Below are 12,151 nucleotides of genomic sequence, written 5' to 3' on the forward strand. Positions count from 1 at the left end.
GCCTTGACGACCGCATGTTCGGTCATCAAGGCCCCCTGTCAAGATCGGCCGCTCACGGCCGCTCCTTCAGCTTCGCATTTACCCATTCACGCTTGGCGAGCAGCCAGGCCGCATCCCGCGGATACGCGCTGAACGTGATCGGCTCGGCCAAGCCTTCTTCCAAGCCGGCGAGCACGTATTCCCTGCCGTACCGTTCCTCCAGCAGCCGAAGCGCCCGCAAATCCTGCAGCGCCTCGCGCACGACTTCCAGCCGGATCGATTCGACCGGCCGGCCGTCCTCGCCCGGGTAGACGAGGAAGGCGTCGCCCGATGGAAAAGCGTGACTCGCGTCCGTGACCCGGTACGGATCGATCGGCCCGAGCGAGTATTGCGAATACCAGAAATTATAGCCCCAGTGCAGGAAGCCGGCGATCTCGAATTTGTACAGCTGGATGCCCAGAATCCGGCTGCGCGCCGAAGGCATGCTGAAGAAGCGGTTGGCCACTTCCTTGTATTGGACGCAGCAATAATACGTCCACAGCCGCTCGACCCCGTTCGCGAGGAACGGCTCGATGTGGTTGTTGGCCGGAATCGGGTTCTTGACCAGGCCTTTCTCGTAGAACGCGTAATCCGACAGCGCGTCGATGACCGGATAGTCCCCGACCAGCTCGCCGACCAGCCGGCTCGCGCTCGCATAAGCGTCGATGTGCTGCAGCGACGGCTCGTCGGAGACATGGAAGAAGCAGCGCCCCTCCAGCCCGTTGTCCTTCACCCAGCCCAGCAGCGCGGGCAGGAACTGCCGGAGGAACGCGCCGTAGGCTTCGCCGCCCGCATCGGTGTCCCAACCGAATATGCGCTTGTCGCCCCCGTCCACGGAAGCGATGATCTTGGGCGCATGCTGCGCGCCCCATTGCGTGAACAGATGCGAGAATTCGAACTGCTCGATGCCCTGCCGCCTGCACAGCGCCACCCATCTGCCCAGCTTGCCGAATCCGAATCCGTAGCTGCCGTCCGCCTCGAGCCGCACGTCGACGAGCTGAACGGTCGGGCGCTCCCCGCCGATCTTCGTATCGAGCGGCGGCGTGAATAACGGCGTCAGCAGCAGATTGACGCCGTGCCGCGCGGCCGTGCGCACGTAATGCTCGATGATCTCCCAATGGCGCTCGCCGAAGACCTCGACGCCGTAATGGGTCGCCAAGCAATCGGCGTGAAACCATTCCGTGTGCAGCAGCTCCTGCTTCGGCAGCGACAGCGGGACGACCTCCAGCTCGAAGACCGCTTCGCCGAGCTTCTCGCCGCCGTCCGTCTCGAAGACGACCGCGATCGGGAATATCCCGGGCTCGGCGTCAAGGCGCGGCTCCGCCGTCACCCAGACGGAGCGCCACTGGCCGGGAATCGCCGTCAAGCCCGTCCCGCCATCGGACGACAGCTCGAACAACGGATCGGGGTAGAGCCCCGGCGTCGTGCGCAGCAGGTCTTCGTCGTGATCGGCATACACGGGCATCTCGGACGGGGCAAGGCCGACCGCCCGCAATGTAATGTCGGCGTCGATCTCCGATCGGACGGACGCCCGCATCCCCTTAATCAAGCTGTCCGGCCGGTACGCGACCTGGAAGGACGCCGCCTCGCCCAGCAGCGCGCTCGCCCGCGAATGGGGCGCATCCCGCAATTCTTCGTCGGCGAACACTTTGGCGAGCGAGCTCACGCATCGCAGCTCGAGCTTCGTTCCGTCTTGACTCATCGGTTGCCTGCCTCCTCGTTCCCGTCTTGCTCCGCTTCGAACAGCAGCGTTCCGAAGCAGCGCGGGATATGATAATCGACGGCGCCCGTCGGACGCCAAGCCCAATAATGGCGAACGCCCGTCCGGTCCTCGTCGATCCGGTACGCATTCCAGCGCCATGCCGTGCCGGCGGCGGGCACCCGCGCGAAGTTCGCGAACGGAATCGCGATCTCGTAGATCCGGGTCGCGCCCTCCTCGCGGACGGCGGTCTCCATGCCGGCGGCATGCCAATCCAGCTCGATCGTCTTCGCGCCATGCGCATCGTTGCGGATCCGCGCGTCGAAGACGACGTTGCGCGGACTGACTTCGATCTCGAAGTATTCCATGCCCGTTCCGAGCTCGTCCAGGAAGAGCTCCACCACGTCCTCCTCGTACAGCGGGTCGTCGTGCCCGGTCATGTTCGCCACCACGTGGTCATCCTCGCACGCGAAGCGAAACCGCAGCTCGGCGCCGGTCCAGCACGCCTGCACGGCCGTCCTCAGCGCCGGCGCCTCTCCCGTGACGACGTCCGACAACTCGACGGTCGCGATGTCGTCCCAAGGGATGCCGCCGCCGGCCGCCGGCTCGACGAATCGGCAGCGGTAGATGCCGTCGCCCGCGCGAACGCCGCGGTTCGTCATCGCTTGACGGCGACCCAGTCGCCCGCGCTGTCGGCGGACGCGATCTCGGCGTCGACGATGCGGATCGTCTCCTGCGTGCTTCGCGGCGTCGCGGCCGTCAACGCTTCTCCGGCAATCAGCGTTTCCACGAAATACTTAAGCTCGAAGTAATAGCCTTGGTCCGCGGAAAGCTCCGGCGAGAAGCCTGCTTCGCCGCTCGGATTGACCTGCACCCCGTCGCCGCGGAAATGCACGTTTCCGTTCTCGAAGTTGACCCGATAGTTCATCTCGAAGCCGAAATCGCCCTGCAGCGTCCAATCCACCTGCGCATTGACCACTTTGCCGTCGGGATAGCGGTAATTCGTCGAGACGATGTCGTAGCCGGAGCCCGGAATCACGTTGCGCGCCTGACACGATACCGCGTCCGGCATGCCGAACAGCCAGTTCACGACGTCGGTGTCGTGCACGTGCATGTCGAGCAGGGCGCCGCCGCTCTTCTCGCGCTCCATCAGCCAAGGTCCCCAGGTCGGCGTCGCGCTGCCACGGAAGAACGAGGCGCTCGTCACCGCGCCGTAGGCTTGCTTCTCCACGAGTTCCTTCAGGTAGACGTACGCCGGCCAGAAACGAAGGCATTGGCCGATCATCAGCTGTTTGCCGCTCGCCTCGGCGGCCGCGATCATCGCCTCGCATTCCGCTTCGTTCAGCCCCATCGGCTTCTCGCACAAGACATGCAGCCCCGCCTGCAGGCATTGAATCGTGATTTCCTTATGCAGGTACGTCGGCAGCGCGATGTCGACCGCATCCAGTTCTTCTTCCCGCAGCAGCTCTTCGACGGACGCATACTTCGCGAACCTGCCGAAGTCGACCGCTTCCCCGGAGGCCGTCTCGATATTCCCGCCCGTCGAACGTCCTTCGAGCTTCGCCGGGTCGATGTCGCAGACCGCCGCCAAGCGGATCGGCAGTCCCTCCTTCTCCAGCCGAAGATAATTGTCCAAATGCGTCCTGCCCATGAATCCCAGTCCGATCAAGCCGATTCTCAGCATGCGTGCTAGCTCCTTCCCAATATCGCGCTCATCGAAGCGGATGTGTTATAGATGATTTGTTTGCCGTGGTGCTTGTACGAAGGAATCATTTCCCCGATCACGAAATCGTCGTAGCCGATCTCTTCGAGCGCCTTGACGACCTCCGGATAATTCACGTCGCCGGCCAGCAGATCGACGAAGCCGGACAAGCCCCCGCTCTCGCGGCGGTAATCCTTGAAGTGGACCTTCTTGATCCGTTTGTTCAGAATCCGGATCCAATGCTCCGGATAGCCCGCATAGACGACGTTGCCGACATCGAAATACGCGCCGACGTAGTTCGAGCCTGCCGCGTCGATGAACTGCCTCAGCTCGAGCGGGGACAGCAGGAATTTATTCCAAACGTTCTCGATGCCGATCGACACGCCCGCCGACTTCGCCGGAACCGCCAGCTTGGCAATCGCTTCCAAAGCAAGGTCGTAGGCTTGGTCGTAAGGGACGACCTCGCTGCCCGGGATAAAGTCGACGCCCACCGCGCCGGGAATGACGAGGATCGTGTCCACGCCGAGAATGGCCGCCGTTTCCAGCTGCTTCTTGACGATATCCTGCGCCTTCTCGCGCTTCGCCGGATCGGCGCTGGTCATCGAATAACTCCAATACAATCCGCTCGCCAGGCTCGTCAGCGCGATGCCGGCGTCCTCCGCGAGCTTGCGGATGTCCGCGATCTCCTGCTCGCCGCTCTCGAGGCTGAGCGGCCCGTTCTCGTTCAGGGACAGCTCGATGCCCTCGAAGCCCGCGTCCTTGGCGGTCGCGATGCAGTCCGCAATGCTCATATGGTCCGGAAACGACCAGACGTTGATTCCTTTTTTCATGGCGTTCGCCCTCCTGTCATGATTCCTGTCATGGTTCTATTATAGAAGCTGGGACGCGAAGTAGATTTAGCAATTCAGCCGGAGTTTTTGCACTGCGGCTGTGCTAAGATGAAGAGAACGACACCTGCGGGCGGGAGGCAGCCGACATGGAATTCACGTCATTCGCGCTGAGCGAATCCATTACGATCGAGAAGCTTTATTCCTTTCATTATTTCGAATACGCCAAAGGCTTCGTGTTCGAGGGCGAAGAGCATCACTTCTGGGAATTTCTCTACGTGGACAAGGGGGAGGTCGAGGTGCGCGCGGACGATCGGACGATTCTCCTGAAGACCGGGGACATGATCTTCCATCAACCCGGGGAGTTCCACACCGTGCAGGTCGCCCAGCACCACAAGCCTCCGAACCTGATCGTCATCTCGTTCGAATCCGCGTCGGCCGACATGGCCCGCTTCGCCGGGAAGGTGCTGGCGCCGGGACGACGGGAGCGCGAGCTGCTGGCGCTGATCCTCCAGGAGGGCTTCCGGACGTTCAACCCGCCGTTCGACGACCCGCTGCTTCACCGGCTATCGCCGCATCCCGACGCGCCGTATGCCGGGCAACAGCTGATCAAGTCCTATCTCGAAGCGCTCCTGATCCTGCTCGCGAGACAGGACGGGGCCGCGTGCGATAACGCGGCGGCCAAGCCGGCCTCGATCCGGAAGGACAACGCCGAGCTGCTGGTCGAAGAGCGCATCATCGCGTATATGCGCGAGCATCTCGCCGACAATCTGACGCTGGACCAGCTGTGCCGCGCGGTCCACCTCGGGAAGAGTCGGCTGAAGGAAATCTTTCAGGCCCGCGTCGGAACGGGGGCGATGGACTACTTCAAGCAGCTGAAGATCCAGGAGGCCAAATCGCTCATCCGCGAGAAGCAGTACAGCTTTACCGAGATCGCCGTCAAGCTGGGCTATGCCAGCATTCATTATTTCTCGCGCGATTTCAAGCGGGCGACCGGCATGTCCCCCTCGGAATACGCACGCACCGTCAAAGCCCGCGCCGAGAACCGCGGCGGATAACCGACGATGCCGCATGATAATTCAAGCCGAAGCCAAGCCGCCGTCGAAAGCGGGCAACTGCCGAAACGTCGGCGGCGGCTGTTTCCCGGCATCGAACCCTACGCGAAGAAAAGGCTGCCCGCTTCATTGGCGGACAGCCTTTTCTCATGTATGCCATATCGCTACGGCGGTTAGCCGCGTCAAGGCGAACGGCTCTCTTCCGCCTTAACGCGCGTACCAATATCCCGGGATCCCGCGATCCAGCCGCATCAGCGCTTCCAGGAAGAAATAATCGCCCCAAATCACGAAATCGTCGGGCGACGCGCCGCTTCTCACGGAATACGATCCGTGCCGCAGCAAGCCTTCTTCGGCCTCGTGCCCGGCCGTAAAGTATCGCGCGACCAAGGAACGCATCGATTGCTCCGCGGCCGCGAGGAATGCATGCCGTTCCGGATCCGCTTCCGGCAGCTGCCCGGCAAGTTCCAGCAGCCCGCAGGCCGCAATCGCGGAAGCCGAGCTGTCCCTCGGCGTGCCCTCCTCCTGGGGAACGTCGAAATCCCAATAGGCCACTTGATCCTCCGGCAGATGCGCGATGAAATATCGCGCCAGCCGCTTGGACGTTTCCAGGAATTCCGGTGCCTTGTAATAGCGATGCGCCAAGGCGAAGCCGTATATCCCCCAGGCCTGGCCGCGGGTCCACGTCGATCCGTCCCGGAATCCTTGATGCGTGCCGCCGCGCAAGGCATCGCCCGTCTCGGGATCGAAATAAAACGTGTGATACGAGGAATCGTCGCCCCTGACGAGGAATCGTCTGCTCTTCTCCGCATGCGCGCGCGCAATCTCCGCATAGCGCCCGTCCCCCGTCTGTTCCGCGGCCCAATACAGCAGCGGGAGATTCATCAGGCAATCGATGATGATCCGGCCGCCGTTCTCCGGGTCGCCTTCCGCCCCCCAAGCCTGGATAAGCCGCGGGCCGGGCCGCCACCGCCGCATGAGCGCGTCCGCCGCCCGCAGCGCGAGCTCACGCGCGGATTCGTCCTGCTCGATGATCCACTGCGCCTTGGCGGAGAGGGAGTACAGAAATCCGATATCGTGATGGTCCAGCTGATTTCCTTGCTCCAGCCGCCGTCCGAAGGAAGCCACGCTCCGTTCCGCCGCCTCGCGGAAGGCCGGTTCTTGGCTGTATTCGTAGCTGAGCCACAAGATTCCCGACCAGAACCCTTCCGTCCAATTCGTTTGATTCATGCGCGCGTATTTGCCGTCTCCGTTGCTTACATGCGGATATGCGTCCTTGAAACGTTCCAAGTTCGCGCTCGTCGTGCGCAGGGCTTGCTTGATCGCTGCCGTCCAATCCATGATCGTCCGATGCCTCCTATAGCGCTATTTTGCTTTTCATACGTATTATAGGCGCAGGCGTTCATCGGTTTGTTGTGCTATTCTATAGGTAAATTGCGAATCGGAAAGGAAGCCGGACGATGGCCAGCTTTGAGCGGATCGACTATGAATTCGGCGCGTTCTCTTATAATTACAAGTACAGGACCGACGCGTCCCGCTACTACCATGCCCATGCGGGCATCGAGCTGTTGTACGTCTACGAAGGCGAAGGCGAGGTCATGCTCGAGGGCAGGCATTATCCGCTGCGCGCGGGAACCTTGCTCTGGGTTCAGCCCTACCAGCTGCATCTCGTCGACGTGCCGTTCCGTTCCGGCGCCGGCTACGCGCGCACGAACCTGACCTTCGATCCTCACGCACCGGCCGTCGGCTTGGCCCCGTTTCCCGGCTTGCGGCGGTTTTACGACAGGCTGTGGAAAGGCCATCTGCCGCAACAGGCGTTCGCGCTTCCCGCGGACGGGCCGCTGCCCGGGATATTGGAGGACATGCGGCAAGCCCTTCTGGGTGACGCCGCGGAACGGGAGGAAGGCTTCGGCCTGATCATGCTGCGCTTGCTGCATTATCTCCAGCAAGGCCCATTCCGCGAAAGCCTCTTGAACGCCAACGCCAGTCCCCGCTCGCTGCAGCATATCGAGAACATCACGGAGTGGGTGGAACGGCATTTTCGCCGGCCCTTCCGGCTGGAGGAGATCGCCGCGGAGTTGTTCCTTTCTCCTTATCATCTGTCCCACTTGTTCAAGGCGTCCACCGGCATGACCTTGTCGGATCACATCATGCTTCGCCGAATCCGGGAAGCTTGCTCGCTCCTGGCCGCCACCTCCAAACCGATTCGCGAAATCGCCGCGGAGGTCGGCGGGCTGAGCTCGTCCTACTTTTGCCAGATGTTCAAGCGGCATAAAGGCGTCACGCCCGAAAATTACCGCAGAACCGTACGCGATACGCGCGGCAGCGCGGACACGCCTCCTGCCGGGCCATGACTCGTCGAAGCTGCTGCATGGCGCCACTGTCGGGCATGCGGCTGGCCCCTTCCGATCGGTCGGATGCGGAAGGGGCCGGCCGAATGCCTCTAACGGATGAACGCTCGATGTAACCGGCGCTAAGCGGACGCGAGCGCCATATCTGTTACGTCGGAAGGACGGCAGCCCCGGTTCGGATGGATTCCGCGCCGGGGCTGCCGCTTGTTCGCGTTGCTCGTACGCTCGCGCATTCGATTGGCAGCGCTTGCGCCCGCGGCCGTTCAATCGGAGTAAGCGATGACCTGTACCAGCTCGTTCAGCGTATCCAGGCTTCTGCGCGAATCGTCCACGTGGTCGGACAGGGAGTCGAGCCGCTTGCTGATCATGCTTAATTCGTTTTTGATGTCTTTCAGGACGGCGATCAATCTTTCTTCGAAATCGGTCACGGGCATCCCCTCTTTTCTGGTTTATATTGATTTATATGAACAAGACGGCGAGTTCTGCCCTAAAATATGCCCGAGGGCAGGAACGCTCTCCTGCCCGGCTTCTTCGACGATAATTACGAATGCAATAGGTTGGCTATGATTTGCGCCGATTCCGCGCGCTTCTCGCGGGCGCGTTGACCGCGATCGGGACACGCGCGTCGTCAGGCTCGAATTCCGCCTCGGTCGATTCGAACGCTTATTCGTAAAGGACCGCTTTGATTTTCGGATCGTCGATGTTGGTTTTATCGTACCAGTAAAAGCCGGTGTCGATGCTCTTAGGCAGCGTCTCGCCCTTGATCGCCGCGACGGCCGCTTTGACGGTCTCGTAGCCGATGCCGACCGGATTTTGCGTGATCGCGCCGGCCATCTTGCCGCTTCGGATCGCGTCCATCTGCGTCTTGCCCGAGTCGAAGCCGACGATGACGACCTTGCCCTCCATCTTTGCCTCCGTGACGCCGTTGACGACGCCGGTCGCCGCGCCTTCGTTCGTGCCGAAGATGCCCTTCAGGTCGGGATGGCCCTGCAGGAGCGCCTTTGTCAGGTCCGTCGCCTTCAGGTTATCCCCGCCGTATTGGATGTCGACGATCTTGATGTCCGGGTATTTCGCTTTGATCTCGTTCACGAAGCCGTCCCTGCGCTGCACGCCGGTCAGGCTGGTCTGGTCATGCGCGACGACCGCGATGTCGCCCTTGCCGCCGATCAATTCCGCCATCTTGTCGGCCGCGAGCGCGGCTGCCGCCAGGTTGTCCGTGGAGGCGGTCGTCAGCGGAATGTCGCTGTCTACGCCGGAATCGAACGCGATGACGGGAATGTTCGCATCCTTCGCCTTCTGCAGCAACGGCGCGGACGCCTTGCTGTCCAAGGCCGCGAAACCGATCGCGCTGGGCTTTTTATCCAACGCGACCTGAAGCATTTCCAATTGTTTATCGACCTGCTCTTCCGTCTCCGGACCTTCGAACGTGATGTCGACCTTAAATTCGGCCGCCGCTTGCTCGGCCCCCTGCTTGACGGCCTGCCAGAACTGATGCTGGAAGCCTTTGGAGATAATCGGGACGTACAGCTTCGAATCGGACGAAGCCGTAGTCGCTGCGCCGTCGTTCGCCTTTGCATTGCCGCCGGCACCGTTGGCATTGTTTGCATTGCTCGAGCCGCAAGCGGTAATCGTGAGCATGCCGGCCAGGACAAGTGCGGCCGCCGACCATCTTCTCGCATTCTTTTTCATCGTATAACGCTCCCCTTCGAACTAATGTGGTGTTGAACTGTATGTCATCTTCGCGGGCGAAGATCATACCGGTCCCGGAACGCCTTGCGTATCGCGATCAGGCCGCTTTCCGGCGGCGCAGGATGTCGACATAGACGGCGAGGAAAATCACGACGCCGACGACCACGGTTTGCCATTCCTGGGGTACCGACAGGATGCGGAGTCCGTTCGTCAAGACGCTCATGATGAGCGCGCCAATGACCGTGCCGACGATGGTTCCTTTGCCTCCGCTTAAGGAAGTGCCCCCGATCACGACGGCGGCAATCGCCTCCAATTCATAGCCTTGGCCAAGGGCCGGCTGCGCCGAATTCAGCCGCGAAGCGATGAGAATGCCTGCTATGCCGGTGAACGCGCCGGTAATCGTATAAATCACGACTTTCCAGAAGTTGACGTTAACGCCGGATAAGCGGGTCGCTTCTTCGTTGCTGCCGATGGCGAAGTTATACCGGCCGACGATCGTGCGGGTCAGCACAATGCTGCCGATTATCGCGGCGCCGAAGAAGATGAGCACGGCATTGGGTATCGAGAAGCCGGGAATGAGGTTCTCTAATACGGAGCCGAGCGCGATATTCGAAAACCCGGGAGCGTCGGCGAAATACACCGGCTTCGTGCCCGAGATGACGAGCGCGAGCCCTTTGGCGATCATCATCATCGCCAGCGTCGCGATGAACGGCGGGATGCGCAGCCGCGCGACCGCGTAGCCGGAGACGAGGCCGCAGAGCGCCCCGGTCGTCACGCCGACGAGCAGCCCCGTCCAGATCGGGGTCCCCCAGAACGAGATGCTGACGCCGGTCATGACGGCGCTCAGCGTCATCACGGTGCCGACGGAGAGATCGATCCCGCCCGTAATGATGACGAAGGTCGCACCCAGCGCAAGCACGCCCGTGACCGCCGTGGAGAGCAGGATCCCGACGATGTTGGAGAATTGGAAGAAGTTCTCGGATGCGACCGAGAAAACGATCAATAATGCGATCAAGCTGCCAAATGCCAAAATTTGCTGCATAAAACCGGTCTTCAGCACGACAGGCCTGCTGTCTGCCCGCCGATCGAGTGCCAACATGGGTCTCTTCATTCGTATCCCCTCCGATTTGCCAGAAGAGTTTCTTCTCTGCTTGACGCGAACCTGTCTTCTCTGCGCGTCGCGTATTGCATGATTGTCTCCTGCGACAGTCCTTCGGCATTGCGGAGATCCGCCGTGACGCGTCCTTCGCACATGACGAGAACGCGGTGGCTGAGCCGGAGAATCTCGGGCAGCTCGGAGCTGATCATCAGGATCGCCTTGCCTTGGCCGGCCAATCGATCGAGCAATTTATAGATCTCGCTCTTGGCGCCTATATCGATCCCCCTTGTCGGTTCGTCGAAGATCAGAATATCGCAATCTTTTGTCAGCCATTTGCCGATAATGACCTTCTGCTGATTGCCGCCGGACAAATTGCGCAGCGCTTGGTGGATGCTCGGCGTCTTCACCTGGAGACTGCCGACGACATCCTCGGCCGCGCGCTCGATCGGCGACTTCAGCATCCAGGAGAAACGCGAGAAGCGCTTGAACGACGAGACGGCCACGTTGGACTTGACGTCCATGTCTACCAAGCACCCGTACCGCTTGCGGTCCTCGGACAAATAGCCGATGCCTTCCCGCACGGCATGATGGGGGCTCATGATCCTCACCTTCCGTCCCTGCACGTAGATATCGCCCGAATCCACGGGATCCGCCCCGAACAGCGCCCTCGCCACCTCGGTGCGTCCGGCTCCGATCAGTCCGGCCATGCCCAGGATTTCGCCGCGGCGAAGCTGGAAACTGACGTTCTTGATCGCCTTGCCGCGATTCAGGCCTTTCACTTCAAGCACGACCTCCGCGCGTTCCTCGCGTCCCCGCGCAGTCGCCGAATGATAGAGTTCTCTTCCGACCATCATCGCGATGATCTTCTCGATGGTCGTCTCCTTCGTCAGCACCGTATCGATGCAGCTGCCGTCCCGCATCACGGTGATCCGGTCGCAGATGCGCTGCAGCTCGGCCATGCGGTGGGAGATGTAGACGATCCCTACCCCGCTCGCGCGCAGCTTGCCGATCGCGATAAACAACTCCTCGATCTCCGCGTCGCTTAGCGCCGCGGTCGGTTCGTCCATGATCAGCACTTGCGACTCGTAGGAGATCGCCTTGACGATCTCGACCATCTGCTGCTTCGCAACGGTCAGGTCGGACACGAGGACATCCGGCGCGATATCCAAATTCATCCGGCGCAGCAGCTGCTCGGCCTGCCGGTTCAGCCGCTTGTCGTCGAGCAGGATGCCGCCCAACCTGCGCGGCTCGCGCCCGATATAGATGTTCTGCGCGACCGTAAGGTCGGGCGCCAAATTCAGCTCCTGGTGAATCATGCTGATGCCGAGCTTCTGCGCGGCCCGGGTATCCGGCAGGTCGGCGGGCCGGCCCCTGAACGCGATCTCTCCCTCGTCCCGCTGATAAACGCCCGTCAATATCTTCATCATCGTCGACTTGCCGGCGCCGTTCTCCCCGACGAGCGCGTGCACTTCCCCCGAGCGCAATTCAAACCGGCAGCCCTTCAGCGCGTGCACGCCGGCAAAACGCTTCTCGATCCCGCTCATGACCACGAGCTGTTCGCCCATCTTTCGATCCCCTCCGGTACGTATTCCTGTTGGCCTAGTTTTACTTTACAGAGAGCGCGAAAGGGCTTACATGTGATTTCCTACTGGAAGAGTCGAAAAATATGCGGAGAATCCGGGGACCGGAAGTACAGGGGGTACGCGGCAGGCAA

Annotated in this window: 11 protein-coding genes; 2 read left to right on the forward strand and 9 right to left on the reverse strand. The window is 61.5% G+C overall.

Features of this window, described 5'->3' with window-relative positions; translation table 11 throughout:
• Positions 1-52 precede the first annotated feature (52 nt).
• Genes GT019_RS08265 through GT019_RS08280 form a run of 4 tightly spaced genes read right to left on the reverse strand, consistent with a single transcriptional unit; the run spans position 53 to position 4,249 of the window.
• Positions 53-1,720, reverse strand: coding sequence for a DUF4091 domain-containing protein (locus tag GT019_RS08265; RefSeq protein ID WP_161742641.1), 1,668 nt, complete (start codon positions 1,718-1,720; stop codon positions 53-55).
• Complete coding sequence (locus tag GT019_RS08270; protein ID WP_161742642.1) at positions 1,717-2,379, reverse strand: carbohydrate-binding family 9-like protein; 663 nt, start codon at positions 2,377-2,379, stop codon at positions 1,717-1,719. The genes GT019_RS08265 and GT019_RS08270 overlap by 4 nt, the downstream gene beginning before the upstream one ends.
• Positions 2,376-3,401 (reverse strand): Gfo/Idh/MocA family protein, encoded by a 1,026-nt coding sequence (locus GT019_RS08275; RefSeq protein ID WP_161742643.1) that lies wholly within the window; start codon positions 3,399-3,401, stop codon positions 2,376-2,378. Before GT019_RS08275 ends, GT019_RS08270 begins: the two co-directional genes overlap by 4 nt.
• Positions 3,402-3,406: 5 nt before the next feature.
• Positions 3,407-4,249, reverse strand: a complete 843-nt coding sequence (locus GT019_RS08280) for a sugar phosphate isomerase/epimerase family protein (protein WP_161742644.1) — start codon at positions 4,247-4,249, stop codon at positions 3,407-3,409.
• Positions 4,250-4,395: 146 nt separating this feature from the next.
• Here GT019_RS08280 and GT019_RS08285 point away from each other — a divergent pair, with 146 nt between their 5' ends.
• Positions 4,396-5,304, forward strand: a complete 909-nt coding sequence (locus tag GT019_RS08285; RefSeq protein ID WP_161742645.1) for an AraC family transcriptional regulator — start codon at positions 4,396-4,398, stop codon at positions 5,302-5,304.
• Between the two features lie 204 nt (positions 5,305-5,508).
• Here GT019_RS08285 and GT019_RS08290 read toward each other — a convergent pair whose 3' ends face one another.
• Complete coding sequence (locus GT019_RS08290) at positions 5,509-6,639, reverse strand: glycoside hydrolase family 88 protein (protein ID WP_161742646.1); 1,131 nt, start codon at positions 6,637-6,639, stop codon at positions 5,509-5,511.
• 119 nt (positions 6,640-6,758) lie between these two features.
• Here GT019_RS08290 and GT019_RS08295 point away from each other — a divergent pair, with 119 nt between their 5' ends.
• Positions 6,759-7,652, forward strand: coding sequence for an AraC family transcriptional regulator (locus GT019_RS08295; RefSeq protein WP_161742647.1), 894 nt, complete (start codon positions 6,759-6,761; stop codon positions 7,650-7,652).
• 260 nt (positions 7,653-7,912) lie between these two features.
• Here the strand turns inward: GT019_RS08295 and GT019_RS08300 are convergent, their stop codons facing one another.
• From GT019_RS08300 to GT019_RS08315, 4 genes are all read right to left on the reverse strand, one after another.
• Positions 7,913-8,077, reverse strand: a complete 165-nt coding sequence (locus GT019_RS08300; RefSeq protein WP_161742648.1) for a hypothetical protein — start codon at positions 8,075-8,077, stop codon at positions 7,913-7,915.
• A gap of 235 nt (positions 8,078-8,312) precedes the next feature.
• Positions 8,313-9,287 carry an ABC transporter substrate-binding protein gene (locus tag GT019_RS08305; RefSeq protein ID WP_407945069.1) on the reverse strand — a complete coding sequence of 325 codons (975 nt, stop codon included), beginning with the start codon at positions 9,285-9,287 and terminating at the stop codon, positions 8,313-8,315.
• 148 nt (positions 9,288-9,435) lie between these two features.
• Complete coding sequence (locus GT019_RS08310) at positions 9,436-10,437, reverse strand: ABC transporter permease (protein ID WP_161742803.1); 1,002 nt, start codon at positions 10,435-10,437, stop codon at positions 9,436-9,438.
• 8 nt (positions 10,438-10,445) lie between these two features.
• A complete protein-coding gene (locus tag GT019_RS08315; protein WP_161742650.1) occupies positions 10,446-12,002 on the reverse strand; it encodes a sugar ABC transporter ATP-binding protein in 1,557 nt (518 codons plus the stop codon).
• Positions 12,003-12,151 lie beyond the last annotated feature (149 nt).

The sequence above is a fragment of the Paenibacillus glycinis genome, assembly GCF_009909185.1.
GTDB lineage: Bacteria > Bacillota > Bacilli > Paenibacillales > Paenibacillaceae > Paenibacillus_Z > Paenibacillus_Z glycinis.

Excerpts from the sequence above, each read along its gene's own strand:
- GT019_RS08265 (WP_161742641.1), bottom strand. The coding sequence starts at position 1,720 with ATGAGTCAAGACGGAACGAAGCTCGAGCTGCGATGCGTGAGCTCGCTC.
- GT019_RS08270 (WP_161742642.1), bottom strand. The coding sequence starts at position 2,379 with ATGACGAACCGCGGCGTTCGCGCGGGCGACGGCATCTACCGCTGCCGA.
- GT019_RS08275 (WP_161742643.1), bottom strand. The coding sequence starts at position 3,401 with ATGCTGAGAATCGGCTTGATCGGACTGGGATTCATGGGCAGGACGCAT.
- GT019_RS08280 (WP_161742644.1), bottom strand. The coding sequence starts at position 4,249 with ATGAAAAAAGGAATCAACGTCTGGTCGTTTCCGGACCATATGAGCATT.
- GT019_RS08285 (WP_161742645.1), top strand. The coding sequence starts at position 4,396 with ATGGAATTCACGTCATTCGCGCTGAGCGAATCCATTACGATCGAGAAG.
- GT019_RS08290 (WP_161742646.1), bottom strand. The coding sequence starts at position 6,639 with ATGGATTGGACGGCAGCGATCAAGCAAGCCCTGCGCACGACGAGCGCG.
- GT019_RS08295 (WP_161742647.1), top strand. The coding sequence starts at position 6,759 with ATGGCCAGCTTTGAGCGGATCGACTATGAATTCGGCGCGTTCTCTTAT.
- GT019_RS08305 (WP_407945069.1), bottom strand. The coding sequence starts at position 9,287 with ATGCTCACGATTACCGCTTGCGGCTCGAGCAATGCAAACAATGCCAAC.
- GT019_RS08310 (WP_161742803.1), bottom strand. The coding sequence starts at position 10,437 with ATGTTGGCACTCGATCGGCGGGCAGACAGCAGGCCTGTCGTGCTGAAG.
- GT019_RS08315 (WP_161742650.1), bottom strand. The coding sequence starts at position 12,002 with ATGGGCGAACAGCTCGTGGTCATGAGCGGGATCGAGAAGCGTTTTGCC.